This is a genomic window from Mesorhizobium sp. M0960, from assembly GCF_040319055.1.
Taxonomy (GTDB): Bacteria; Pseudomonadota; Alphaproteobacteria; order Rhizobiales; family Rhizobiaceae; genus Mesorhizobium.
Genome location: NZ_JAMYNN010000003.1, coordinates 418460 through 444102, shown reverse-complemented (window position 1 = coordinate 444102; position 25643 = coordinate 418460). Strand labels below are relative to the sequence as shown.

At 62.4% G+C, this 25643-nt stretch carries 26 protein-coding genes, 2 tRNA genes and 1 pseudogene; 17 read left to right on the top strand and 12 right to left on the bottom strand.

The features are described 5' to 3' along the window. The first annotated feature begins 17 nt into the window (after positions 1-17). The 5 genes from NKH63_RS10465 (at position 18) to NKH63_RS10445 (ending at position 6437) form a co-directional block, all read left to right on the top strand. Positions 18-2126: a molybdopterin-containing oxidoreductase family protein gene (locus NKH63_RS10465; RefSeq protein ID WP_352481781.1), complete on the top strand. Its 2109-nt coding sequence runs from the start codon at positions 18-20 to the stop codon at positions 2124-2126. 58 nt (positions 2127-2184) lie between these two features. After that, positions 2185-2883 (top strand): DUF2270 domain-containing protein, encoded by a 699-nt coding sequence (locus NKH63_RS10460; RefSeq protein ID WP_023719770.1) that lies wholly within the window; start codon positions 2185-2187, stop codon positions 2881-2883. A gap of 170 nt (positions 2884-3053) precedes the next feature. Continuing rightward, the gene (locus NKH63_RS10455; RefSeq protein ID WP_502896321.1) at positions 3054-5276 is read left to right on the top strand and encodes a cation:proton antiporter domain-containing protein; all 2223 of its coding nucleotides are present in this window, start codon (positions 3054-3056) and stop codon (positions 5274-5276) included. A gap of 378 nt (positions 5277-5654) precedes the next feature. Continuing rightward, positions 5655-5888: a DUF680 domain-containing protein gene (locus NKH63_RS10450; RefSeq protein ID WP_254820269.1), complete on the top strand. Its 234-nt coding sequence runs from the start codon at positions 5655-5657 to the stop codon at positions 5886-5888. Positions 5889-6164: 276 nt separating this feature from the next. Beyond that, positions 6165-6437 (top strand): DUF680 domain-containing protein, encoded by a 273-nt coding sequence (locus NKH63_RS10445; RefSeq protein WP_352481779.1) that lies wholly within the window; start codon positions 6165-6167, stop codon positions 6435-6437. A 114-nt stretch (positions 6438-6551) separates the two neighbouring features. On the opposite strand, the gene NKH63_RS10440 is transcribed toward NKH63_RS10445, so the two are convergent. The 6 genes from NKH63_RS10440 to NKH63_RS10415 all read right to left on the bottom strand — a co-directional run bounded on the left by NKH63_RS10440 (position 6552) and on the right by NKH63_RS10415 (position 10574). After that, positions 6552-7067 carry a SixA phosphatase family protein gene (locus NKH63_RS10440; protein WP_023719766.1) on the bottom strand — a complete coding sequence of 172 codons (516 nt, stop codon included), beginning with the start codon at positions 7065-7067 and terminating at the stop codon, positions 6552-6554. Between the two features lie 9 nt (positions 7068-7076). Beyond that, positions 7077-7409, bottom strand: a complete 333-nt coding sequence (locus tag NKH63_RS10435) for a hypothetical protein (protein WP_352481778.1) — start codon at positions 7407-7409, stop codon at positions 7077-7079. Positions 7410-7459: 50 nt separating this feature from the next. Beyond that, entirely contained in the window at positions 7460-8167 is a 708-nt protein-coding gene (purN, locus tag NKH63_RS10430; protein ID WP_352481777.1) for a phosphoribosylglycinamide formyltransferase, read from the bottom strand. Then, positions 8164-9228: a phosphoribosylformylglycinamidine cyclo-ligase gene (gene purM / locus NKH63_RS10425; protein WP_352481776.1), complete on the bottom strand. Its 1065-nt coding sequence runs from the start codon at positions 9226-9228 to the stop codon at positions 8164-8166. The genes purN and purM overlap by 4 nt, the downstream gene beginning before the upstream one ends. Positions 9229-9241: 13 nt before the next feature. Then, positions 9242-9550: a hypothetical protein gene (locus NKH63_RS10420; protein ID WP_352481775.1), complete on the bottom strand. Its 309-nt coding sequence runs from the start codon at positions 9548-9550 to the stop codon at positions 9242-9244. A gap of 331 nt (positions 9551-9881) precedes the next feature. Then, positions 9882-10574, bottom strand: coding sequence for a hypothetical protein (locus NKH63_RS10415; RefSeq protein ID WP_352481774.1), 693 nt, complete (start codon positions 10572-10574; stop codon positions 9882-9884). A 141-nt stretch (positions 10575-10715) separates the two neighbouring features. On the opposite strand from NKH63_RS10415, the gene NKH63_RS10410 reads away from it, so the two are divergent. The 4 genes from NKH63_RS10410 (at position 10716) to NKH63_RS10395 (ending at position 13525) form a co-directional block, all read left to right on the top strand. After that, positions 10716-11273: a CDP-alcohol phosphatidyltransferase family protein gene (locus NKH63_RS10410; protein ID WP_023719760.1), complete on the top strand. Its 558-nt coding sequence runs from the start codon at positions 10716-10718 to the stop codon at positions 11271-11273. Beyond that, positions 11245-12471 (top strand): AI-2E family transporter, encoded by a 1227-nt coding sequence (locus NKH63_RS10405; RefSeq protein ID WP_352481773.1) that lies wholly within the window; start codon positions 11245-11247, stop codon positions 12469-12471. Before NKH63_RS10410 ends, NKH63_RS10405 begins: the two co-directional genes overlap by 29 nt. 5 nt (positions 12472-12476) lie before the next feature. Then, positions 12477-13181 carry a DnaA regulatory inactivator HdaA gene (gene hdaA / locus NKH63_RS10400; RefSeq protein ID WP_023719758.1) on the top strand — a complete coding sequence of 235 codons (705 nt, stop codon included), beginning with the start codon at positions 12477-12479 and terminating at the stop codon, positions 13179-13181. Positions 13182-13243: 62 nt separating this feature from the next. Beyond that, a complete protein-coding gene (locus NKH63_RS10395; protein ID WP_352495574.1) occupies positions 13244-13525 on the top strand; it encodes a hypothetical protein in 282 nt (93 codons plus the stop codon). Positions 13526-13765: 240 nt separating this feature from the next. Here NKH63_RS10395 and NKH63_RS10390 read toward each other — a convergent pair whose 3' ends face one another. Continuing rightward, positions 13766-14737 (bottom strand): GlxA family transcriptional regulator, encoded by a 972-nt coding sequence (locus NKH63_RS10390; protein WP_352495573.1) that lies wholly within the window; start codon positions 14735-14737, stop codon positions 13766-13768. A 129-nt stretch (positions 14738-14866) separates the two neighbouring features. Here NKH63_RS10390 and NKH63_RS10385 point away from each other — a divergent pair, with 129 nt between their 5' ends. Next, positions 14867-15694: an alpha/beta fold hydrolase gene (locus NKH63_RS10385; protein WP_352495572.1), complete on the top strand. Its 828-nt coding sequence runs from the start codon at positions 14867-14869 to the stop codon at positions 15692-15694. Between the two features lie 123 nt (positions 15695-15817). Here NKH63_RS10385 and NKH63_RS10380 read toward each other — a convergent pair. Further along, positions 15818-15894 (bottom strand) — tRNA-Pro (locus NKH63_RS10380). A gap of 160 nt (positions 15895-16054) precedes the next feature. Here NKH63_RS10380 and NKH63_RS10375 point away from each other — a divergent pair. The 3 genes and pseudogenes from NKH63_RS10375 to NKH63_RS10365 all read left to right on the top strand — a co-directional run bounded on the left by NKH63_RS10375 (position 16055) and on the right by NKH63_RS10365 (position 17772). Further along, a complete protein-coding gene (locus NKH63_RS10375) occupies positions 16055-16360 on the top strand; it encodes an ETC complex I subunit (protein ID WP_352515784.1) in 306 nt (101 codons plus the stop codon). Positions 16361-16414: 54 nt separating this feature from the next. Beyond that, positions 16415-16491 (top strand) — tRNA-Arg (locus NKH63_RS10370). Positions 16492-16551: 60 nt separating this feature from the next. Then, a pseudogene (locus NKH63_RS10365) lies at positions 16552-17772 on the top strand (anion transporter). A gap of 108 nt (positions 17773-17880) precedes the next feature. On the opposite strand, the gene NKH63_RS10360 reads toward NKH63_RS10365, so the two are convergent. From NKH63_RS10360 to NKH63_RS10345, 4 genes are all read right to left on the bottom strand, one after another. Then, on the bottom strand, positions 17881-18195 hold the full coding sequence (locus NKH63_RS10360) for a cupredoxin domain-containing protein (RefSeq protein WP_352481771.1): 315 nt from the start codon (positions 18193-18195) through the stop codon (positions 17881-17883). An 11-nt stretch (positions 18196-18206) separates the two neighbouring features. Further along, entirely contained in the window at positions 18207-18731 is a 525-nt protein-coding gene (locus NKH63_RS10355) for a DUF4142 domain-containing protein (RefSeq protein ID WP_023719753.1), read from the bottom strand. Between the two features lie 104 nt (positions 18732-18835). After that, positions 18836-19507: an RNA polymerase sigma factor gene (locus NKH63_RS10350; RefSeq protein WP_023719752.1), complete on the bottom strand. Its 672-nt coding sequence runs from the start codon at positions 19505-19507 to the stop codon at positions 18836-18838. A gap of 252 nt (positions 19508-19759) precedes the next feature. Continuing rightward, on the bottom strand, positions 19760-20929 hold the full coding sequence (locus NKH63_RS10345; protein ID WP_352917837.1) for a cystathionine beta-lyase: 1170 nt from the start codon (positions 20927-20929) through the stop codon (positions 19760-19762). Positions 20930-21365: 436 nt separating this feature from the next. Here NKH63_RS10345 and NKH63_RS10340 point away from each other — a divergent pair, with 436 nt between their 5' ends. From NKH63_RS10340 to NKH63_RS10325, 4 genes are all read left to right on the top strand, one after another. Next, positions 21366-22394, top strand: coding sequence for an amino acid ABC transporter substrate-binding protein (locus NKH63_RS10340; protein WP_023719749.1), 1029 nt, complete (start codon positions 21366-21368; stop codon positions 22392-22394). A gap of 80 nt (positions 22395-22474) precedes the next feature. Next, on the top strand, positions 22475-23662 hold the full coding sequence (locus NKH63_RS10335) for an amino acid ABC transporter permease (protein ID WP_023719748.1): 1188 nt from the start codon (positions 22475-22477) through the stop codon (positions 23660-23662). 4 nt (positions 23663-23666) lie between these two features. Beyond that, a complete protein-coding gene (locus tag NKH63_RS10330) occupies positions 23667-24824 on the top strand; it encodes an amino acid ABC transporter permease (RefSeq protein WP_023719747.1) in 1158 nt (385 codons plus the stop codon). A 69-nt stretch (positions 24825-24893) separates the two neighbouring features. Then, entirely contained in the window at positions 24894-25643 is a 750-nt protein-coding gene (locus tag NKH63_RS10325; RefSeq protein WP_031194215.1) for an amino acid ABC transporter ATP-binding protein, read from the top strand.

Sequence of the window (25643 nt, the reverse complement as noted above, 5' to 3'; positions counted from 1 at the left end):
CCGGCTAGTTTGCTCCCATGAATCAGCACGCCAAGCTCAAAATCGGCCATTCGGCCTGTCCGCATGATTGTCCCTCAACCTGCGCGCTCGAGGTCGAGTTGCTTGACGCCAGGCGTATCGGCCGCGTCCATGGCGCCAAGGCCAACAGCTACACGGCCGGCGTCATCTGCGCCAAGGTCGCCCGCTACGCCGACCGCGTCCATCATCCCGACCGCCTGCTGAAACCGCTGATCCGGGCGGGCGCCAAGGGCGAGGGCGCCTGGAAGGAAGCGAGCTGGGAGGCCGCACTCGACCTTGTCGCCGAAAAGTTCATCGCGGCGGAGGCAAAATTCGGCTCGGAGACGGTCTGGCCCTATTACTATGCCGGCACAATGGGTCTGGTGCAGCGCGACGGCATCGAGCGGCTCAGGCATGCCAAGAAATACTCCGGCTTCTTCGGTTCGATCTGCACCAATCTGGCCTGGACCGGCTGGATGATGGGGGCAGGCGCACTGCGCGGCCCCGATCCGCGCGAGATGGGCAAATCCGACTGCGTGGTGATCTGGGGCACCAACGCCGTGGTCACGCAGGTCAACGTCATGACCCACGCCATCAAGGCGCGCAAGGAACGCGCAGCCAAGATCGTCGTCATCGATGTTTACGAGAACGCGACGATGAAGCAGGCCGATCTCGGCCTAGTGCTGAAGCCCGGCACCGACGGCGCGCTGGCCTGCGCGGTGATGCACGTGCTGTTCCGTGACGGCATGGCCGACCGCGCTTATTTGGAAAAATACACCGACGACCCGCATGGTCTGGAAGCGCATCTTCAAACGAGGACGCCGCAATGGGCCGCTGATATCACCGGGCTTTCTGTCGACGAAATCGAGACCTTCGCCCGTCTCGTCGGCACGACGAACAAGACCTACTTCCGCCTCGGCTACGGGTTTTCGCGCCAGCGCAACGGTTCGGTCAACATGCACGCCGCAGCCTCGATCGCCGCGGTCGCCGGCTGCTGGCAATATGAAGGCGGCGGCGCCTTCCATACCAATTCGGGCATCTTCAAGCTCAATCAGGAACTGCTCGAAGGCACGCGGATGCGCGACCCCGCGATCCGTCATCTCGACCATTCGCGCATCGGCCCGGTGCTGACCGGGGCTGAGGATGCGCTCTATGGCGGCCCGCCGGTGACGGCGCTGCTGATCCAGAACACCAATCCGGTCAATGTCGCGCCGGAGCAGCGGCTGGTGAAGCAGGGTTTTTTGCGCGACGATCTGTTCTCCTGCGTGCACGAGCAGTTCATGACCGACACCGCCAAGCTCGCCGATGTGGTGCTGCCGGCGACGATGTTTCTCGAGCATGACGACGTCTACAAGGGCGGCGGCAACCAGCACATCACGCTCGGGCCGAAGCTGATCGACCCGCCGGAAGGTCCGCGCACCAACCATTTCGTCATCGAGGAACTCGGCAAAAGACTCGGTGTCGCCGATCGCCCGGGCTTCGGCATGACCGAGCAGCAGCATATCGACGTCATTCTGGGCAAGCGCGGGCTGGGCAGCTTTTCGAGCCTGAAAGAGCAAAAATGGGTCGATTTGCAGCCGGATTTCGAGGCCGCGCATTACCTCGACGGCTTCGGCCATGCCGACAAGAAGTTCCATTTTCGCGCCGACTGGACGGGCCAGGCGTCGCCCAATCGACCACCGAAAAGCATGGGCCTGTTCGGGCCGGTGGCGAGCCTGCCGGAATTCCCCGACCATGTCGATCTGATCGAGGTGGCGGACGAGGCGCACCCGTTCCGGCTGACCACCTCGCCGGCGCGCAATTTCCTCAATTCGACCTTTGCCGAAACGCCGGTGTCGCAGGCAAAAGAGCGCCGGCCGGAGCTGCTCTTGCATCCCGATGATGCGGCGGCACTCGGCGTCGCCGACGGCGGCCGTGTCGAAGTCGGCAACCAGCGTGGCGAGGTGGTGCTGCACGCAAAACTGTTCGACGGCATCAAGCGCGGCGTGGTCGTCGCCGAAGGCATCTGGCCGAACAGCGCCCATGAGCGCGGCGAGGGCATCAACGTGCTGACGGGCGCCGATGCGCCGGCGCCCTATGGCGGCGCCGCCTTCCACGACAACAAGGTCTGGCTGCGCCCGGCAACTTGAAGCGTTCGGAACGATATGTTCCTCCGGCCGTTTTCGCATGGCGGGTGGAGGCATGGTCATGGCAGAAGCGTTGGCGGCGCCGGACCCCATCGGGCGAACGCTTTCGTCCGGCGAACTCGTAACCACGATGTCCCACTTTCATCGCGCCGAGATTGCGCGCATGGCCGGGTGGCGCGACCGCCTGGACCGGACGAGCAACTGGGCGATAACGGTTGTCGCGGCGATGCTGTCCGTCTCGCTTTCGACAGCCAGCGCTCACCATGGCGTGCTGCTGTTTGCCATGCTGCTTGTTCTGCTGCTGCTGTGGATAGAGGCGCGGCGATACCGCTTCTTCGACTTCTATCGGGCTCGCGTGCGCCAGTTCGAACGGCACTATTTCGCACAGGTATTCTCGCCGCAGCCGGATTTCGCGTCCGATTGGCTGTTGATCGTCGGCGAGAGCCTGCGCGCGCCGAAATTCCTGATTTCGCAACGCGTGGCTTTGGCGCGCCGTCTGCGTCGGAATTACATCTACATGCTGCTTATCCTGCTGCTGGCCTGGATCCTCAAACTGTCGACCCCCAGCCTCTTAAACGAAGGCGTCCGCATCGGCTTCGTCGGGTCGATGCGTGAGGCCGTCGCCAGTGCTGCGCTGGGTCCAGTTCCTGGTGGCGCCATCGTCGTGCTGGTCGCCGTCCTCTATGCCGGCTTGCTGATGGCAGCCTACCTGACGGAGAGCGACGACGGCGAACTCTCCTTCGGTGACGTCCACGTCTAGCAACGCAACTCATCGTCGCGCGTTGTTGGGCAGGTGCATTGGGCGATGGGGGTTTCATGGCTTGGCAGGCTCCGACACGTTCCAGCCTGGCGCTGTTGGTTTGCGCTTTCGCCCCCGTGGGCGCGGCCCGGGCGGCGGAGACGCTTGTTGCCGGAACCAAGGCTTCGGGAATGGGCGGTTCGGGCGAAGGCGCTTTCGTTGCCGAGATCGTCCTGCTGCTGCTTGTCGGGCGCGGCCTGGGCGAAGTGCTGCAGCGCTATGGCCAGCCGGCAATCATGGGCCAACTGATCGGCGGCATCCTGCTCGGTCCTTCGCTGTTCGGCTGGCTATGGCCATCGGCTCAGCACCTGATCTTTCCCAGCGATCCTGCGCAAAAGGGCATGATCGACGCCGTCTCACAGCTCGGCATCCTGATGCTGCTTTTGCTGACCGGCATGGAGACGGACCTGCGGCTGGTGCGCCGGGTTGGCGCGGCCTGTTTTTCCATTTCGGCGACCGGCGTCGTGGTGCCCTTCATCTGCGGTTTCGCGCTGGCGCAGTTCCTGCCGGACGCATTGCTGTCTGACGCCACGCAACGCACCGTCGCCGGGCTGTTCCTGGGCACCGCGCTGTCGATCTCGTCGGTCAAGATCGTCGCTATGGTGGTGCGCGAGATGAACTTCATGCGCCGCAACCTCGGACAGGTGATTATTTCCTCGGCGATTATCGAGGACACGATCGGCTGGCTTATCATCGCCGTAACCTTCGGCATCGCCACCAATGGCAGGCTGCAGTTCGCGCCGCTGGTGACCACCATCGCCGCGGTGGCACTATTCATGGTGTTCTCCTTCACCATTGGCCGCCGTCTTGTCTTCACCTTGATCCGCTGGACCAACGATCAATTCCACAGCGAGTTCGCGGTGATCACCATGATCCTCATCATCATGGGCGTGATGGCGCTGATCACCAATATGATAGGCGTGCATACCGTCCTGGGTGCGTTCGTCGCCGGCATTCTTGTCGGTGAATCGCCCATCCTCTCCAGCCATATCGAAGGCCAGCTGCGCGGCGTCATCACCGCGCTGTTCATGCCGATCTTCTTCGGCATGGCGGGGCTTTCCGCCGACCTCACAGTGCTTGCCGATCCGACGCTTGCCATGCTGACGGGCGCTCTGGTGGTTATCGCCAGCATCGGCAAGTTTGGCGGCGCCTTCATCGGCGCCAGGCTCGCCGCCATGTCGTTCAAGGAAGCAATCGCCGTCGGCAGCGCCATGAACGCGCGCGGCTCGACCGAGGTGATCGTCGCCAGCATCGGCCTGTCGATGAACATCCTGTCGCACAATCTCTTCACCATGATCGTCACCATGGCCGTGGTCACCACGCTGGCCATGCCGCCGATGCTGCGCTGGGCGCTCGGCCGGCTGCCGGTCGGTCACGACGAGCAGCAGCGTGTCGAGCGCGAGGCCTTGGACGAATACGGCTTCATTTCCAGGCTGGAGCGGCTGCTGGTGCTGGTCGACGACAGCAGGATCGGCAAGTTCACTGCCCATCTCGCCGGACTGGTGGGCGGAGGCAGCGGCATGCCCACCACCTTGCTTCGCCTGCCCACCACCTTGCTTCAGCCGAAAGACGGCCGAATTGACAGGCCAGCCGACAGCAAGGGGCAGGAGCGCGCCCTGCAGGAAATCAAGAAGGGTGCAAAAAAAAGCGCCCAGGCGGTAAAACGGATCGAAGATACGCTTGTCGGCAAAGTCCACCTGACGGCCCGCACCGAGTTGGAAGCCACTGGTGAGACGATCGCCGAAGAGGCCCGCAAGGGATACGGCCTGTTGCTGGTCGGCCTTGACAATGTGCTGACCGCCGATGGCGCCTTCGCGCCGGCCCTCAACGACATTGCCGCAGGATTTGACGGCCCGCTTTGCCTGGTCCTGAACGGCGGCAATGCTGCCGAAAAGATGCCAACGCTGAAGGCCGGCACCAGCATTCTCGTCCCCGTCAACGGTACCCAGGTGGCGCGCCGCGCCGCCGACTTGGCGCTGGCGCTGGCCCGTCCAAACCGGGCGCGGATCAAGGTTCTCTACGTCTCGCAAAAAGCAGCCAAGGGGCGCAGGTCGACATCCGTGTCGCATAGCCGCGAAGAGGCCGTGCTGAAAGACATCGCCGACTTGGCGGGCCGCTACGGCCTGCATATCGACACCGCGTTCCATACCCGCGTCACACCCGACAAGGCGATCACTAGGGAGGCGGCCAAAGGCGCGGCGATCGTCGTGATGGGTGTCACCCAACGTCCGGGTGAGGACCTGTTCTTCGGCGAAACCGCCGGCGCTGTTTTAGCCGCCTGCAACTGCCCCGTGGTGCTTCTGGCCAGCGCGCGGCCCAAGCATGACACCGCTGGCGCTGAGCTGGCAGCGTGATTTTTACTGGGCATTGATCGGTCGGCAGGCATGTCGATCGAGGCTCTGAAGTGCAGATCAGTCAAGCGAAAGAAAGAAGTCAAACCGAACGGTTCGGTTCTGTTGACAGAGCATACAGGAGGGGGTGAACGCCGGCTCAAGAATGCTCGCGCCGCAAATCCCGCTTTTCGGCATAACCAATTGAAAATAAACAAGCACATTGTGGCGAAAGGAGCCGCATGCCGGATTTCAAGCGGCCAATTTGGCGCACCGGCACAAAATTTTTGTGATTGGAAACGACAGGTGTGCCGACCCATCTCGGGGTGGTCCGAGCGACGCGAATTCCTCCCAAGGCACGCCACTTGACGGACAGAACAGAGAAATACCGGAGTACCTGAAATGACCAAGATCGCTCTTACCGCCGCCGCCATCCTCGTTGCCACCGGCACCGCTTTTGCGGGCAGCGACCATTATGGCTCGGACAACGTCAACCAGCCGGCCGCTCCTGCTGCCAACGTTGACAACACGTTCACCGGCTCGATCCGCAAGCCGGTTACTTCCGAGCATACCGGTGCCAAGACGACTTCCGAGTCGGTGGCGCCTGAATCCGGCCAAGGCATCTGGGGCCGCTGATTATCACAGCCCCGGAACACAAAGAGCGGCGGGCTCGGCCCGCTACTCTTGCTTTCGCGTATCAGCCGGGACGAGCTCTGGATTGAATCCTGCGCCAATCGAATACTTTGAATTGCAGGTTTCATCTGTAGCCACAATCTCGGTTGCTGAAATCGTCCAGCAACGTGCACGTCGGAAAAAGCCGATGCGTATTCGTCGGCGCGGGCAGCGCTCTCATCTCGAATGCGTCGAAAGCAACGACAACTCACGAATGACCAGCACACTGGAGTACCCGAAATGACCAAGATTGCTCTTACCATCGCCGCTATCGTCCTCACCGCCACGGGCAGCGCCTTTGCCGGCAGCGACCACTATGGTTCGGACGGTGCCAACCAGCCGGCCGCGCCTGTTGGCAATGCGCCTGTCGGCGCTATCGACAGCGGGTTTACCGGTTCCATCCGCAAGCCGCTGACGGCTGAGCACAACGCCGTCGACACCGGGGCGACGACCCGGTTCGGCACGGATCAGCCCGTAGTGCCCCAATCTGGCCGGGGCAACTGGGGCCGCTAGTTCCTCAAACCCCGGGAGCACAAAGAACGGCGGGCTTGGCCCGCCGCTCTTGTTTGTGCGAAGCTCGGTCGGTCGAGGGATCGGCGGTTTTTCCCCCGGCCTGTTGGTAAATCCCTAACGCAGATCCTTCGGCCAAATGCAGTGCGTCAGTCGGGCGCTGCCGAAGGTGAGACCGGCCCAATCGCCATCGACGTCGAACCGAGCCAGGGCCGCGGTCGGGAATTTTTCCGCCAGCTTTTTCAGCGCCGCTTCATCCGATCCAGCCCCGGCAAGCCCGCGCGCGAACTCCTCCAACCCGGGATTGTGGCCAAGCACCAGCAGCGTTCCGGTCTCCGCCTTTACTTGCCGCACCTTGGCGAGGATGTCCGCCGCCGCTGCCTCGTAGAGCGCCTGGGCAAATTTGGCCTGCACCTTCGCCGGCAATTCCGCCGAAACCAGCCGCCATGTGTCGCGGGTGCGCAGCGCCGGCGACACCAGCGCCAGCTCCGGCAGCCAGCCGCGCCGGGTCAGTTCGCGCCCGACCAGCGGCGCTGCTTTCCGCCCGCGCCCGGACAGCGGCCGGTCGAAATCGATGAGGCCAGGATCGTCCCAGCTCGACTTAGCGTGACGCAGGAGCAGCAATTGCATCATGGTTTCAATTCAAGTCCAAGGGATGTCCGGCTGAAAGTCTTTCCCATATCCGCCGCCATGCTTTGTGCCCATGGCGGTATCAAAACTCGCCCAAAGCACACCAAAGATGAACAGGCCTACGCGCCGTTCATCTTTATCCCATCTGACCGAAATGTCTGCTTCAGTGATAGCCCAATCGCCCGATCGAATGTGAATTGCTTCGATGACAGAATCGGCCCGCCCGTCCTCGGTTCGACAAAGATAGAAATATGCCGTGGCACTGTTCGGATCGTCCGCCTCGTCATACTCGAAGACGCCGGCGAGATCACCTTTTGTGCGGATCGCGCTGTCGAAAACGTCCATTGGTCTGTTTCTGCCGACCCCGACGATTTATTGGCTTTTTCTACGGACCCTCACGGCGTTATCCGCGCCAGGTGCTCGAGATCGGTCTCTTCGCGCAGCGGGTCGGGCGCGATCACCACCGACGTGGCATTGTCGGCATCGTCGGCGAAGCGCGAAAACACCGTGCGGCCGCCTTCCATCCGCGCCTTGCCTTCGGCGACCAGGCCCAGCGCCAGCGGATAGAGCTGGTGCTCGGCCTTGAGCACGCGCGCGGCCAGCGTGTCCTCATTGTCGCCGACCATCACCGGCACTGCGGCCTGGGCGATGATCGGCCCGTCATCCATGTCGAGCGTGACGAAATGCACTGTGCAGCCATGGATGCGCATGCCTGCGCGGATGGCTCGCGCGTGCGTATCCAGCCCCTTGAAGGCAGGCAGCAGGGCAGGGTGGATATTAACCATCCGGCCCTGCCACTTCTCGACGAAACGCGCGCCGAGGATGCGCATATAGCCGGCCAGCGCGACGATTTCGGCGCCGAACGAGACAAGGGCCGCATCGATCGCCCCGTCATGCGCTTCCTTGCTGGCATAGTCGGAGCGCGAAATCACCTTGATGGCGATGCCGCGAGCCGCGGCGATGCCGAGGCCGGCGGCATTGGCGCGATCGGAGATGACGCCGACAATCTCGGCCGGATAGGCCGGGCTGCCGGCGGCCGCGATCAGCGCCGTCATGTTGGAGCCGCGCCCCGAAATAAGCACTACGGTGCGTTTCCTGGTCATAGGCCGATCGAGCCCCGATAGATGACGCCGGCATCGCGGCGCGGCACGATCTGGCCGATCGGCGTCACCGTCTCGCCGGCCTCCTGCAGAACGGCGGCGACCTGCGCCGCCTGACCGGAGGCGACGACCAGGATCATGCCGATGCCGCAATTGAAGGTGCGCATCATCTCTTCCGGCGCGACGCCGCCGGTCTTGGCCAGCCACGAAAACACCGGTGGCACCTCGATGGCGCCGAGATCGAGCTCGGCCGAAAAATCCTTGGGCAGAACGCGCGGGATGTTTTCGGGAAAGCCGCCGCCGGTGATATGGGCCAGCGCCTTGATGCCATGCGTGTTGCGGATCGCCTTGAGAATCGACTTGACGTAGATGCGCGTCGGCTCGAGCAGCGCCTCGGCAAGTGTCGCCTCGTCATTGAACGGCGCCGGATCGCCCCAGCCAAGGCCGCTTACGGCAACGATGCGGCGGACCAGCGAAAAGCCGTTCGAATGCAGGCCCGACGAGGCAAGGCCGAGCAGCACGTCGCCCTCGACGATGTCGTCGGTCGGCAGCAGCTGGCCGCGTTCGGCGGCACCGACGGCAAAGCCGGCAAGGTCGTAGTCCTTGTCGTGATACATGCCCGGCATTTCCGCCGTCTCGCCGCCGATCAGCGCGCAGCCGGCCTGCCGGCAGCCGGCGGCGATACCACCGACGATCGAAGCACCCTGGTCGGGATCGAGCTTGCCGGTGGCGAAATAGTCGAGGAAGAACAGCGGCTCGGCGCCTTGCACGACGATGTCGTTGACGCACATGGCGACGAGGTCGATGCCGATCGTATCGTGCTTGCCGGCGTCGATGGCGATCTTCAGCTTGGTGCCGACGCCGTCATTGGCGGCGACCAGCACCGGATCGGTGAAGCCGGCGGCCTTTAGGTCGAACATGCCGCCGAAGCCGCCGATCTCGCCATCGGCGCCCGGCCGGCGGGTCGCACGCACCAGCGGCTTGATCTTCTCGACCATGAGATTGCCGGCATCGATGTCGACGCCCGCTTCGGCATAGGTGAGCCCGTTCTTGCGCTTGCTCATTTCCGGCGCCTGCTCATCTGTTGCGCTTGCCTGTCGCTGGTTTCATTCGCTTGCGGGCTCTTCGCATGAACGGTTTTGCCCCGCAAGGCAAGCGCGCGATGATGGTGTTTTCAGTTGGATACCGGCGGAACCGGGCGCGATATACTCCAACAGTAAAAAGAAATCCCCGCCAGAATTGCGGCGAGGCCACGACGGTGGCAAGAGACCTGATTTCACCGTCGAAGGGCAGGATTCCATACGAGAAGCCGGCGGCGACCAAAGCCGCCGCGGCAGCCCACAGACCTGGATTTGCAACGACCGACCTCGCGAACAGAAACGCCACGACCGCAGCCGTCAGCCAGAGGGCCAAGAGACGACCACGCCCACGGCCAGCTCAAGAGCGAATGCCCACAGAAGATCTTGCGTCGCTATGTTGCGGTGCGGGGCTCCGAAAGATGCGAAAGCCAGCAGACTTTCTGTCAGTCCGGCCAGATAGCAAAGCGTTACTCGCCAAGCGATTGTGATTCTCTGCGCCATCGTCATTCAGCAGTAGGGAAAATAAGCTATTGCTTTCCCGGGCTCTTCGCATGAACGGCCGCACCTCGCAAGGGTGACGGCGGGATCAGACTGTCTTGGCTCGACAAAAGAGTGGACAGTCGCCCAAGCTGCCGCCCTTATGGACGCCCCTCTCGTTCCGCCAGAACCATGTCGACGCGGTCGAGTTGTGCCTTGGCGTAGCCGCTCAGCGCTATTCCGCTATTGTTCGTTCGAATCCAGTGCACAGCCTGCCTCACCCGCTCGTAGTGCCCAAGTTCGATTTCGCAGGCAATCAGCGCGAGGATCCGAACTGCGAAGGGCTGTGTGAATTCGTAAGGTTTGTCGAGCAGCTCGCTATGTCCGGCGACGTAACTGGCGAGGTCCGGATTCTGAGCCCTGATCCGTCGCGCCAGCTCGACATATTTCCCCAGCAACCTATCTATGCTCGTCTGGTCAAGGTTCTCAAAGTAACGAGCATAAGCTTTCAGCTCATTGTTAAATATCGTTTCGGGATGAAACTGCGACAGTCCGGGCCAGATCCATTTTTTGCCGTACAGCCTTTCAAGCAACGGCCTGACGGTAAGAAAGTCCAGGTAAACGAGCATGTTCACATGAACATCGCCAGAGCTTGCAGTAAAGGCCTCTTCGAGAATCAGGCTGATATCGTCGCTCCGGTCGACTTCGAAGACGCCTTTCCGGATGCGGCGAAAGCCATGTCCCATCATGAACGTATCGAGATACTTACGCGCTTCGCCAACGGCCAAAGACAAGGTTCCACTCCCTCTTTGTTGCGCCATGGTGCCTTGATGGTTGCCGAAGAGTCCAGCCACTGCGCCGCTTGTTCCAAAACAGCTTCGCTGCCAGTGCGCTCTCGACAAACCCATGCACGGCCCAACTTTTGTCGCTTCTCACTTGCCGTAACCATTCATCTCCATCATGTATCGACAAACAAGAGCGACGGGATAATGCGTTTGACCATCCCCAACATGATCACGATCATGCGCTTCGTGCTGGTGCCGGCCGTGGTGCTGGCCATGCTGCAGGAACGCTGGGACTGGGCCTTTGCCGGCTTCCTCATTGCCGGCATTTCCGACGGCGTCGACGGCTTCATCGCCCGCCATTTCAATCAGTTTTCCAGGCTCGGCGCCTATCTCGACCCGATGGCCGACAAGCTGCTGCTGGTCTCCGTCTTCGTGGTCATGGGCATCAGCGGCGAGTTGCCGCTGTGGCTGGTCATCACCATGGTGTCGCGCGACGCGCTGATCGTCTGCGCCGTGCTTTTGTCCACCGTCATGGCGCATCCGGTTGAGATGAAGCCGCTCCTGGTGTCGAAGGCCAACACCGCGATCCAGATCGTGCTGGCGGCAGTGGTGTTGGGCGAACTCGCCTTTGACATCCGTCTCGATCCGCTGAGGCCGGCCCTCATATTGCTGTCCGGGGTCTTGACCGTGGCTTCGGCCGCGGCCTATCTCGTGGCTTGGCTGAGGCATATGAGCGGCTATGGCGAAGGCTCCACACCCGGCACCTGAACGCGGGGCACCTGAACACCAGGCACCCGACGAACGGTCGATCGACGCCGAGGCCGAAGCCGCGGCAGCGGAGGCTGCGGCATCGGCGTCGTTTCGCCGCCAGATCCGCTTCTGGCTGGTCAGCGCCATCATCCTCGCCGTCTTCCTCTATGTCTTCAGCGGCATCCTTCTGCCCTTCGTCGCCGGCATGGTGCTCGCCTATTTCCTCGACCCTGTCGCTGACCGGCTGGAGCGGCTCGGCCTGTCCAGGCTGATGGCGACGGTGGTCATCCTCATCGCCTTTATCGTCGTCCTGGTGCTGGCCGTCGTCATCCTGGTTCCGGTGCTCGCCTCGCAGATGGCTGATTTCGCCAGCAAGCTGCCGGACTATCTGACCCGGCTGCAGAGCCTGATCACCAGTTTCGACCCGAAATGGCTGGAAGAGAAATTCGGCGTCGACGCCAATGGCCTGCGCGAAGGGCTGAACTCGCTGCTGACCTCCGGCTTCGGTCTCCTGACTACGGTCTTCACCTCGATCTGGAGCTCCGGCGTGGCGCTGGTCTCGGTTGTCAGCCTGTTCGTGGTGACGCCGGTCGTCGCCTTCTACATGCTGCTCGACTGGGACCGCATGGTGGCAATCGTCGACGGCTGGGTGCCGCGCGACTATGTCAAGACGGTCCGGGCGATCGCCAGGGACATCAACACCGCGACCGCCGGCTTCGTGCGCGGCCAGGGTACGCTCTGCCTGGTGCTCGGCGCCATGTATGCCACCGGCCTGACGCTGACGGGCCTGAATTTCGGCATCCTCATCGGCCTGTTCGCCGGGCTGATCTCGTTCATCCCCTATGTCGGCTCGCTGACCGGGCTGGTGCTGGCTGTCGGCGTTGCCTTCGTCCAGTTCTGGCCGGACTGGACCATGATCGCGGCAGTGGCAGGCGTGTTCTTCGTCGGCCAGTTCATCGAGGGCAACATCCTGCAGCCGCGGTTAGTCGGCAAAAGCGTCGGCCTGCATCCGGTATGGCTGATGTTTGCGCTGTTTGCCTTCGGCGCGCTGTTCGGCTTCGTCGGCCTGCTGATCGCCGTTCCGGCTTCCGCCGCCGTTGCCGTTCTGGTGCGTTTCGCCATCGCGCGCTATCTCGAATCGCCGCTCTACAAGGGCCATGCCGACGAGCCGGTGCCGCCGCTGCCGGTTCGGCGCCGCGGGGGCGCGCGCGGTTGAGCCAGATGCCGGACAACAAGATCGATCCGCCGCGCCAATTGCCGCTCGATCTAGGCCACGGCACCGGCTATTCGCGTGACGAGCTCGTCGTCTCCGCCACCAACAGCCAGGCCGCGGCGCTTGTCGACCGCTGGCCGGACTGGCCGTCGCCGGTTGTCGTGCTGGCTGGGCCGGCCGGCTCGGGAAAAACCCATCTGGCCTCGATCTGGCGGACCCGCGCCGACGCGGTGAAAGTGGAGGCCGCCCGCATCGGCGACTGTATCGAAAATCTCGGCGCGCATCCGGCCCTGATCGACGATGTCGACGCCGGCCCGGTCGACGAGCACGGCCTGTTCCACCTGATCAATGCGGTGCGCGGCGCCGGCTCGACCTTACTGTTGACGGCGCGCCGCTTTCCCTCCGCCTGGGGCGTCAGGCTGCCCGACCTGGCGTCGCGGCTCAAGGCGGCGGCTACCGTCGAGATCCACGAGCCCGACGATCTCTTGCTGGCCGGCGTCATCACAAAACTGTTCGCCGACCGCCAGGTCGAGGTCGAGCCGCATGTCGTGCAATACCTGGTGCGCCGCATCGAACGCTCGCTGGCCACCGCCATGCGGGTGGTCGAACGGCTCGACCGCACCGCGCTCGAGCGCAAGACGCCGATAACGCGAGCGCTCGCAGCCGAGACGGTCAGCGCCATGGATGAAGGGCAGGGCGAGTTCGAGATATAGCGGGATGATCTCGTTTGGCGGGTGTGCTAATCAAGTCGATCTTTTTGACAGTAGGTATTGGAATGAGCCCGATCGTCAGACGAATCGCACTGATATGGCTTGTCTCATCGCTGTTCTGGTCGGCGATCGTGGTCCAAGAGATCTTCGATTACGCGGACTTGATGCTCAGGACTTACGGCGAGGAGCCTGCTCATAGCACCTGGCTCAGGCAAGCCTTTTCGGAGTTTTGGCCAGCTATTCCCTGGGGCTCGGCCGTGATCCTGGTCGTGGAAGTCGGAGGCGCATTGCTGCTGATTTCAGGAATTCGACTGATCCGGCACATCAGGCAAAAAGCCTCGGCGTGAACATCAGGGAGCTCATTCCCGTCTGTGTCCCATTTCGAGAAGAAAGACTGGCATCTGTCTTGCAACAAAGAGCTTGCCGGCTGATCCCGGTCCTGATTGCGTATCAATCAGGTAAGTAGGCTCGCCGGGAGATGGGGTGGTTGGGGTTCTCTTCCCGGCGAGCTTGCCTTTGGCAGCATCGAATCGATAGCGCCATTGCGCGGCGGCCGGGCCTCAGCTCTCTCCACCCGCAATCACAGCTCATTCCACGCCAAAGCGCCGGCGATAATCGCCGGGCACCAGGCCGGTTATCCTGGCGAATACCTTGCGGAAGGAGCCGGGATCGTCATAGCCGACCTCCCAGGCGATCTGGTCGATCGATCGTATCGTGGTTTCCAGCATCTCGCGCGCCTTGCCGACCCGCAGGTGCTGACAATATTCGGTCGGCCTGAGGCCAGTGGCGTTTCGGAAGCGTCGCAGAAAGGTCCGCTCCTCCAGCCCCGCATGCTCGGCCATGGCGCCGAGCGTCACGTCGCGCGCGCCGTTCGCCTGCAGCCAATGCTGCACCTTGAGGATCGCTTCGTCGTCATGGGTCAATCGCGGCGCAAACGGGCTGTAAAAACGTTGCTCGCGGCCCGGCGGATCGACCAGCATGAAACGCGCCGTGTCCATCATGACGGTTGACCCGAGCACCCTGTCCACGAGCTTGAGGCCGAGGTCGGTCCAGGCCATGTAGCCGCCCGCGGTGATGATGTCGCCATCGTCGATGACCAGCCTGTCGGCGTCGAGCAAGATGTCTGGAAAGCGTAGCGCCAGCGCGTCGCGATAGGCCCAGTGCGTTGTCGCGGCGCGACCGGACAACAGGCCGGTCTCGGCAAGCACGAAGGCGCCGGCACAGACCGAACCGAGCGTCGCGCCTGCCGCATGACGGTCCCTGAGCCAGCCGGCATAGGGCGCGGCCGCCTCGCGAGGGATCGGCTGCAGCAGGGTCGGCGGCAGGATGACCATGGCCGGTTCATTGTCGGCGCCGGGGTCGCTGTCGAAGGTGCGGATTACGGTATTGCCCGCGTCCAATTGCCAATGGCTGACGCGAAGCCTCGCCGCCTCCGGCGACCGCTCGACAGCCAGCCGGTTTGCCAGCATGAAAAGATCGGTCAGGCCGAGCACGGCTGCTTCCTGCACGCCGGGATACAAGACAAGGCCGATTTCGATCAGATCACGCGCAGCCGTCATTTGTCAGTTTTGCCACGTTGAATGTCCGTTTTGCCAATGCTCACCCTGACCGCACTGTTATAATTTGTCCAGCTGAAGGGGCTAAAAGCTTCCCTGTTACCTCCCAGCTTTCCATCAAGGAGTAGGACGATGAGCACATTCACCACCCATGACGGCACCGAGATTTTCTATAAGGATTGGGGCAAGGGCCAGCCGATCGTGTTCCATCACGGCTGGCCGCTGAGCTCAGACGACTGGGACAACCAGATGCTGTTCTTCGTCGAAAAGGGCTACCGCGTCATCGCCCATGACCGCCGCGGCCACGGCCGCTCGTCGCAGACCGCGACCGGCAATGAGATGGACACCTACGCCGCCGATGTTGCGGCGCTCGCGGCGCATCTCGATCTCAGGGATGCGATCCACATCGGCCACTCGACCGGTGGCGGCGAGGTGGCGCGTTACGTCGCGCTTTATGGCGGCGGAGGCCGTGTTGCCAAGGCGGTGCTGATCGGCGCCGTGCCGCCGATTATGGTCAAGACCGACAGCAACCCCGGCGGCTTGCCGATCGAAGTCTTCGACGGCTTTCGCGCGGCTCTGGCCGCTAATCGCGCCCAGTTCTACAGGGATGTGCCGGCCGGCCCGTTCTATGGCTTCAACCGCGACGGCGCCAAGATCTCGCAAGGCGCCGTCGACAATTGGTGGCGCCAGGGCATGATGGGCGGAGCCAAGGCCCATTACGACTGCATCAAGGCATTCTCGGAGACCGATTTCACCGACGATCTCAAAAAGATCGAGGTTCCCGTCCTGATCATGCATGGCGACGACGACCAGATCGTGCCGATCGCCGATTCCGCGCTGCTTGCGGCCAAGCTGGTGAAGCACGGCACGCTCAAGATCTACAAGGGCCTGCCGCACGGCATGTGCACCACCCATCCGGAGATCATCAATCCGGATCTGCTGGCCTTCATCCAGGGCTGACATCTTCCATATCGGACGGGCAGCGCAGGCTCGTGCTGTCCGTCCGTTGCCTGAGCATGATACGGCGACGGATCACGCTCGAGCGTGATCAGCTTGCGCTGCCGACGAGATTTGCTTGATGAATGGTCGGAGTGGAGAGATTCGAACTCCCGACCCTCTGGTCCCAAACCAGATGCGCTACCAGGCTGCGCTACACTCCGAACGGTCTGTTGCCTATTGATTTCGGCCCGCCAAAGCAAGCGTAAAAAGCCATCGGCCTTGCTGCCGGCGCCATTGCGCAGTAATGACGGGCTAGTGCATGGCCAGAGAATAGTAATCTGGTTTCGAGGTCGTGTGCTTGCAACCAGCAATGAGGTGGTCATGTCAGCCCGCATTTTCAGCCCAGCCAAAACCGCGATGCAGTCCGGCAAGGCCAAGACCGGCTATTGGGTGCTGGAATTCGATCCGGAGCAGCGCAAGAAGATCGATCCGCTGATGGGCTACACCACGTCCGGCGACATGCGAAGCCAGATCAGGCTGACCTTTGACACCAGGGAAGAGGCGGTCGCCTATGCCGAGAAGGAAGGGCTGTCTTTCCGCGTCGAGGAGCCGAAGGAAATCAAACGCCGCCAGATTTCCTATGCGGAGAATTTCCGCTATGACCGCAGGACGCCCTGGACGCATTGATCTCATACCGGCCCTGCCGGCGCCAACAATCAGCCGGTCATGCGGCCGGCCAGCGGTCCCGTAGCTCAGCTGGATAGAGCACCGGCCTTCTAAGCCGATGGTCACAGGTTCGAATCCTGTCGGGATCGCCAATATTTCAGCGTCCATTCCGGACAGGTTCACTCGCCAGTCGCGAACAGGATTTCCAACACATGACAGCGATGGGCGCGGCGGCATTGCTGATCCTGGTCCTGACCTATGCCGGCGTCGCCATCGGCACGATACCAGGGCTACGCCTCGACCGGGCAGGCATCGCGCTGCTCGGCGGTGCGGCGATGATCGCCATCGGCGCGCTCAGCATGGAGGACGCCTACCGCGCCATCAGCTTCGACACCATCACGCTTTTGCTCGGCATGATGATCGTCGTGGCGCATCTGAAAGTGTCCGGCGCTTTTCGCGCGCTCGGCGGGTTCGCCATTGAGCATGCGCATGCGCCATTCATGCTGCTGGTGATGGTGACGCTGTTGACCGGCGTCCTGTCGGCATTCCTGGTCAACGACGCCATCTGCCTGGTCATGGCGCCGATCGTCGTCCATGTCACCCGCGTCATCAACCGCAACCCGGTTCCCTATCTGATCGCCACCGCCACGGCCTCGAATTGCGGCAGTGTCGCCACCATCACCGGCAATCCGCAGAACATGGTCATCGGCGCCCTGTCGGGGATTTCCTATCCGGCCTTCTCGGCGGCACTTGCACCGGTCGCGGCGTTCGGCCTCTTCGCCGTCATCGTCATCATCCGCATCGTCTAACGCGCCGAATTTTCGCGCAAGGCCGAGCTCAGCCCCGAAGTCTATCGCGGCCGCATGCTGCCGGGGCAGGTGCTCAAGGCGGTGGTCGTCTGTATCGGTTTGGCGGTCGCTTTCTTTGCCGGCGTTCCCGTAGCCAAGGCGGCGCTGATTGGCGGTGCGATTCTGTTGCTGACCCGCGCCATCAAGCCTGAGCGCATCTATCGCGAGATCGACGGGCCGCTGCTGTTCATGTTCGCCGGGCTGTTCATCGTCGTCGCCGGTGCCGAAAAGACATTGCTGACGCCCGACATCGTCGCTTCGGCAAAGGACCTTGGGCTGAATGATGTCTGGCGGCTGTCCGGCTTCACCGCAGTGCTGTCCAACATCATGAGCAACGTTCCGGCCGTGCTGGCGCTGCGGCCGTTCATACCCGGCCTGGAGAATCCAGAGCGTGCCTGGCTGGTCGTCGCCATGAGCTCGACCCTGGCCGGCAATTTCACGCTGCTCGGCTCGGTCGCCAATCTGATCGTTGCCGAGCACGCGCGGGTCTCCGGCAAGCCGCTGGGCTTCATCGCCTTCGTCAAGGTTGGCCTGCCATTGACGCTGGTCACGCTTCTTGTCGGGACGGCATGGCTGGCGGCCTAAAAGCACGTCGCGTTCGACCGGCCTCATGCGACGCGCTTTAGGCTCTTGTTTTATGCATGTCGTTATCGCAAAACCGCTGCACACTTTTGCGCGACAGGCATTAGCCAGTCAGGGCGATGTCACCGTCACATGGCCCTTCATATTGGGATGGAAGCGGCAGAAATAATCGACCGATTCGGCCTTCTTCACCATCAGGCTTGCTGCCTGCTTCGGCGGGATCATCACTTCCCAGCCGCCGTTGACGGTTGCCGTGTGGGCGAACACGTCCTTGTTCACCCACTTGATCGTGTCGCCGACCTTCGCCTCGATGTTTCCGGGCGAAAACACAACCTTGTCGATCGTCACCTCAATGGTTTCGGCCTTGGCAGGTGCGGCGCCGATGGTCAGCGCCAGCGCAACCCACAGATGCCGCCTCGACACCATTGGCCCGATCCTCACTTCAGCATACCGGCGACGTGTTCGGCGTGCTGTTCGTGGCCCTGGAATATTTTCAGGCCGGTTTCCAGCAGGCTCTTCAGCTCGGCATTGCCGGCCGACGGGATCAGCAGAGTTTCGAGCGCGCCATTGACCTGCTTGTGGTAGGCCACCTCGCTGGCGACATAGGCCTTGTCGAACGCCGCGCCCTTGAGCTTGGCAAGCTTGGCACGTTCCTCGGCCGCCGCCTTGGTCAGCGCTTTGCTGGTCGGATTGTCCTCAGGCGTGACCTTGAGCTTCTTGACCAGGTCGAGAGCCTGTTTGTTGACGGCCTCGTGATCCCGCACCATGTCCTTGGCGAAATCTACGACCTCTTTGTTTTTCGATTTCTGCAGCGCCTGCTTGGCCGCCTCGACGTCAAGCACGCCCGCTGTGTAGGCGATATGTGCGATCTGCGGATCGGTCGGCTTGTCGGCAGCTTGCGACAAGGGCGCTGCGCTAAGCAGGAAAAATGCGGCCAGTGCCGTGGTCGATCGAATAAACATGATGCTCTCCTTCGCCCCGACGCCGAGCTGCATCGGGCTTCGTTTTCAGTGATGCTCATTGGATGCAGGTCGCCGGAAAACGTTCCCGCGAAAATCGACGCGACCTATCCGGAAAGACCAAGCCGCTGCATCACGGCATTGGTCAGCCGTTCACAGCGCCGGCCCGCGAACGGAAACGCGTCGAGCAGCACCGGGCCGATCTGGTCGTCCAGCGCCTTGCGCACCAGCGCACGAGCGCGGTGCAGCCGGGTCTTGATGGTTTCTGGTCGCACGCCAAGCAGTTCGCCGGTCTCCTCGATGCTCAGCCCCTCGATGACTCGCGCCACGAACACCAGCCGGTAGACATCGGGAAGACTGTCGGTTGCCCGTTCGACAAGCTCAAGGATCTGCCGTTGCGCCATCGTCCGCTCCGGATCGTCGCTCGGGTTGAGGGGAAACCGGATGATTTCGGCTTGCGGATTTTCAGGTATCGCCACCATTCGCCGCCTTTTGCGCAAGCGGCCGAGCGCTTCGTTGATGACGATACGCGACAGCCACGTGGCGAGCGAGGCATCGCCACGAAAGGCCTCGAGGTGGGCAAACGCCCTGACATAGGCCTCCTGGACGATGTCCTCGGCCTCGCTGTCGTTGCGCACAACGCCGCGGGCGATGCGGTAGAGCCTCTGGTTGTGCGTCTTGATGATGGTGCGGAATGCATCGCCATCGCGTGCCAGCGCGCGGCCGACAAGCTGCATGTCGCCGGAAGCGGCGGACGTTGCCGTCAACACAGCCGGCATTGGCGATCTCCTGATAGGCTTCTCATCGGGATATTGGATGCATCGGCCGACAAAAGGTTCCCGACCGATCCGCCGGCCAGCCTCGATCCGCATCAAGCGCCGGCAGAAGCTATTCTATCGCTTCCGCCACGCCGGCGTCTCTATTTTGTAGACGCCGCTTCATCGGCTGATCGGTCACCATGACACCGCTCAGGATCGCAGTGTTTCCAGGCTGTTACGCCGATTCCTGACTCAGTCTGGCAAGGTGCTGGCTCAGGCCTCTGCGGCCGCCGCCAGCCCGCGCGCCAGGTCGGCCTTCAAATCCTCGACATCCTCGAGCCCGATCTGCAGGCGCACCAGCGGTCCGTCATACGGGCCCTTGGCGACGGTACGGTCGCCCAGGAATACCGGCACGGCAAGGCTCTCATAGCCGCCCCAGGAATAGCCGAGGCCAAAAAACTTCAACGCGTCGAGGAAGGCGTGCTGCTGGTTCTGTCCGCCGCCTGCAAGGACGATAGAGAAGATGCCGCTCGATCCGCAAAAATCGCGCTTCCACAAAACGTGGTCGGGATGGCTGGGCAGCCCCGGATGCAGCACCTGCGCCACGCCCGGCTGGCCCTCCAGCCAGCCGGCGAGGGCAAGCGCGCTCTTTTGATGGTGCTCCAGCCGCACGCCCATTGTGCGCAGGCCGCGCAGCACCTGGTAGACGTCATCCGGCCCGGCGCAGCATCCCATCGTGTTGAACGTCTCGCAAAGCTGCTTCCAGCAGGCTGCGTTGGCCGAGACCGTGCCGAGCAGCACGTCGGAATGGCCGGCCGGGTATTTCGTCGCCGCATGGATCGAGATGTCGACGCCATGGTCGAGCGGGCGGAAGTAGAGCGGCGTCGCCCATGTGTTGTCCATCATGACGATGGCGCCGGCGGCATGCGCTGCCTTGGCGATGGCCGGTATGTCCTGCACCTCGAAAGTGTTGGAGGCCGGCGATTCGGTGAACACCACCCTGGTGTTGGGCTTGATCAGCGCCGCGATGCCGGCGCCGATGCGCGGTTCGTAATACTCGACCTCGATGCCCAGCCGCTTCAGCATCGTGTCGGCGAAATTGCGGGTCGGGTGATAGACGGAATCGACGATCAGCAGATGATCGCCGGCCGACAGGAAGGCGAGCAGCGGCAGCGTCACCGCCGCCAGGCCCGATGGAACCGCGACCGTGCCCGCAGAGCCTTCCAGCGCATCGATCGCGCTGTTCAGCGCATCGGTGGTCGGCGTGCCCCGCGTTCCGTAGGTGTATTTCTGGCTGCGTGAAGCCATCGCCGCCGCGTTGGGATAAAGCACGGTCGAGGCATGCACCACCGGCGGGTTGACGAAGCCGAAATAGTCATGCGGGTTGTTGCCGGAATGGGCGAGCCGCGTGTTGATGCCCATCTCGCTGCCGTCTTTTGCCATTGCATTTCGTCCCGTGAGTAGGTCGTTAGCCATAGTGCGGCGGCATTGGCCGCGCAACCGCACCGCACTCGCCAGGCAAAGGTCTTGAATATGCCAATTCAGCAATGCGCCGTAGATCCGCAGGGCGCCCGGCGCGGTCGGGAAGTCGCGGTCGGGAAGGCGCGATCGGATTTTGCCGGCTTTATCGGCGCGTTGACCGATTTGCGGGCGCGTTTGTCTGCGATTCAGGCATTTCAGCCAGTTGGTTTTCAAAGTCTTTCGGATTTGGTCATTTCCCTTGACCTCACAGGAATAATCGCCTTCGATGTTGTTCGTGAATGGGAGACAGCGCGTCGGTTACGATGCGGGATTCCGGTAATGGGCCGGGATACGAAGCTGCGTTCACACGGGAAAAAGTCAGGTTCGCCTGGAAAAAACAGAAAAGGGTCTGTGGGTCATGAAACACATTGCAATCGGCGTTTTGGGCGCCGCCGCGTTTGGATTCGCGGCTTCGGCCGCATCCGCGAGCACGCTCGACGACGTCAAGGCGAAAGGCTTCATCCAGTGCGGCACCAACACAGGTCTTGCTGGCTTCGCGGCGCCGGACGACAAGGGTGAATGGAAAGGCATCGATGTGGATTTCTGCCGCGCCGTGGCGGCCGCCGTCTTCGGCGATGGCACCAAAGTCAAATTCACGCCGCTCAGCGCCAAGGAGCGGTTCACCGCGCTGCAGTCGGGCGAGGTCGACATCCTGTCGCGCAACACCACCTGGACCATCAACCGCGATACGGCACTTGGCCTGAACTTCGTCGGCGTCACCTATTATGACGGTCAGGGCTTCATGATCAACGCCAAGAAACTGCCGGGCGTCAATTCGGCGCTGCAGCTTTCGGGCGCGGCGGTCTGCGTGCAGAGCGGCACCACGACCGAGCTCAATCTCGCCGACTACTTCAAGGCGAACAAGATGGAATACAACCCCGTCGTCTTCGAAAAGCTGGATGAGGTCAACGCCGCCTATGACGCCGGCCGCTGCGACGTCTACACCACCGACCAGTCGGGTCTCTACGGCATCCGCCTGACGCTCAGCGCGCCGGCCGACCATGTCGTGCTGCCCGAGATCATCTCCAAGGAACCGCTCGGCCCGGCCGTGCGCCAGGGTGACGACCAGTGGTACCACATCGTCAAGTGGACCTACTTTGCGCTGTTGCAGGCCGAGGAACTGGGCATCACCCAGGCTAATGTCGACGAGATGAAGAACTCGGACAATCCTGAGATCAAGCGCGTGCTCGGCCAGGAAGCCGACACCAAGATCGGCACCGATCTCGGCGTCTCCAACGACTGGGTCGTCAACATCGTCAAAGCAGTTGGCAACTACGGCGAAATGTTCGAACGCAATGTCGGTTCGGGCAGCCCGCTGAAGATCGCGCGCGGCATCAACGCGTTGTGGACCAAGGGTGGCCTGCAATACGCTCCGCCGATCCGCTGATCGAAATGTGATCCGGAAGACAGCTTCCTGCCTTCCGGTTTCTCTTTCCAGGGGATGGTCGCCAGAAGGGTGGTGGTTTAATGGCATCGCAGGAAATTCTTCGCGAGGAGCCAAGCCGCGGTTCCTTCATCAATGATCCTCGCGTCCGCGGCATATTCTTTCAAGCACTGGTCCTCGTCCTGCTGGTAGCGGGTGTCTGGTGGGTCACCCACAACGTCATCGCCAATTTGACGCGGCTGCACATCGCTTCCGGCTTCGGCTTTCTCAAGGGCCGCGCCGGCTTCGACATCAGCGAAAGCGCCATCGCTTATTCATCGGATTCGACCTATTTCCGTGCCATCCTGGTTGGCTTTATCAACACCGTGATCGTTGCTGTCGTCGGCATCATCACCGCCACCATCATCGGTTTCATCGTCGGCATAGGCCGGCTGTCGCATAACTGGCTGATCAGGAAGATCTGCACCGTTTATGTCGAGGTGTTCCGCAACATCCCACCGCTGCTGGTCATCTTCTTCTGGTATTCCGGCGTGCTCGCCGTGCTGCCGCCGCCGCGCGACAGCATCAATTTGCCGTTCGGCTCCTTTCTCAACCAGCGCGGCTTCTATTTTCCCCGCGCTATGTGGGGCGAGGGATCCTGGCTGATCCTGGTCGCACTGCTCCTCGGCATCGCCATGGCCTGGTTCGTCGCCCGCAAGGCGCGACAGCGGCAGATGGCGACGGGGCAGCCATTCCCGGTGTTCTGGACATCCATAGCGTTGATCGTCGGCCTGCCGCTGCTGGCCTACGCGCTGAGCGGCTTTCCGCTGAGCTTTGAATTTCCAAAGCAGTCGACCTTCAATCTCGTCGGTGGCTTTCAGGTCAGGCCCGAGTTCCTGTCACTCTATCTGGCGTTGTCCTGCTATACGGCCGCCTTTATCGCCGAGATCGTGCGCGCCGGCATCAGGGGCGTCAGCGCAGGCCAGACCGAGGCGGCCGCTGCACTCGGGCTGCGTTCGGGATCGATCCTCAGGCTTGTCGTCGTGCCGCAGGCGATGCGCATCGTTATTCCGCCGCTGACCAGCCAGTACCTCAACCTGACCAAGAATTCCTCGCTCGCCATCGCCATCGGCTATCCGGACCTGACGGCGACGGCTGGCACGGTCTTGAACCAGACCGGGCAGGCAGTCGAAGGCGTGGTGATCATGATGGCGGTGTACCTGGCGCTCAGCCTGATCACGTCGGCGGTCATGAACGTGGTGAACGCCAGGATGGCGCTGGTGGAGAGATAAGGCCATGCAAGAGCACGATATGTCCTGGGTGCGGACGGAGATGGCGCTGGCGCAGGCGGCGCCGTCGAGCGAGCGCGGCCTCGGCGCCTGGGTCCGCAAGAATCTGATCGCGTCGACCGGCGACACCATCCTGACCATCATCGGCATCGTGCTGGTTGCCATGATCCTGCCGCAGATCGTCAATTGGGCTTTCATCAACGCCCAGTGGACGGGACCGGACCGCACGGTCTGCGCCACCGTGGCGCAGGGCGGCATCCAGCCGGACGGCTGGACCGGCGCCTGCTGGGCCTTCGTCAACGCCAAGTTCGGCCAGTTCATGTTCGGCCGCTATCCCCTGGAAGAGCGTTGGCGCCCGATCCTGGTCGCCATCCTGTTCGTGGCGCTGCTGGTGCCGCTGCTCATTCCGCGCGTACCGCGCAAGGGGCTGAATGCCATTCTTCTCTTTTTTGCGCTGCCGGTCGTCGCCTTCGTTCTGCTGCTCGGCGGCATGTTCGGCCTGCCCTATGTCGAAACCCCGCTTTGGGGTGGACTGCTGGTGACACTCAGCCTGTCCTTCGTGGGCATCGCTGTGTCGCTGCCGGTCGGCATCGTGCTGGCGCTCGGCCGGCGCTCGAACATGCCGATCGTCAAGCTGCTGTGCGTGATCTTCATCGAGACGGTACGCGGCATCCCGCTGATTACGGTGCTGTTCTTTGCCAGCGTGATGCTACCGCTGTTCCTGCCGGCCGGCGTCAGCTTCGACAAGTTCCTGCGCGCGCTGATCGGCGTGTCGCTGTTTGCCGCCGCCTACATGGCCGAAGTGGTGCGCGGCGGCCTGCAGGCGATCCCCAAAGGCCAGTATGAGGGCGCCGATTCGCTCGGCCTCAGCTACTGGCAGAAGATGGGTCTGGTCGTCATGCCGCAGGCGCTGAAGCTGGTCATTCCCGGCATCGTCAACACCTTCATCGGCATGTTCAAGGACACCAGCCTGGTCATCGTCATCTCGATGTTCGACCTCCTCGGCATCGTCAAGCAGAACTTCTCCGACGCCAGCTGGGCAACGCCGCAGACGGCCAGGTCCGGCCTGGTGTTCGCGGCCTTCATCTTCTGGCTGTTCTGCTTCGGCATGTCGCGCTATTCAATGTACACGGAACGCCGTCTCGACACCGGCCACAAACGCTAAAAAGGGGACCTTGTCATGGTCATAGAAAACGCCGTCAGCGCGGAAGAGATCAAGGTCAATGCCGCCAAGATGCATATTTCCACCACCGATGTCGCCATCGACATCATCGCCATGCACAAATGGTACGGCGAATTCCATGTCCTGAAGGACATCAATCTAAAGGTGATGCGCGGCGAGCGGATCGTCATCTGCGGCCCGTCGGGCTCCGGCAAATCGACGATGATCCGCTGCATCAACCGGCTGGAGGAACACCAGAAGGGCAAGATCATAGTCGACGGCAAGGAACTGACCAACGATCTGAAGAAGATCGACGAGGTGCGCCGCGAAGTCGGCATGGTGTTCCAGCACTTCAACCTGTTTCCGCATCTGACCATCCTCGAGAATTGCACGCTGGCGCCGATCTGGGTGCGCAAGATGCCGCGGAAGCAGGCCGAGGAAATCGCCATGCATTTCCTCACGCGCGTCAAGATCCCGGAACAGGCCAACAAATATCCCGGCCAGCTTTCCGGCGGCCAGCAACAGCGCGTGGCGATCGCCCGCTCGCTGTGCATGAACCCGCGTATCATGCTGTTCGACGAGCCGACCTCGGCGCTCGACCCGGAAATGATCAAGGAAGTGCTGGAGACGATGGTCGGGCTGGCCGAGGAAGGCATGACCATGCTCTGCGTCACCCATGAAATGGGCTTTGCGCGCAAAGTCGCCAACCGGGTGATCTTCATGGACCAAGGCCAGATCGTCGAGCAGAACACGCCGGCCGAGTTCTTCGACCACCCGCGCCACGAACGCACGAAACTGTTCCTGTCGCAGATCCTGCACTGA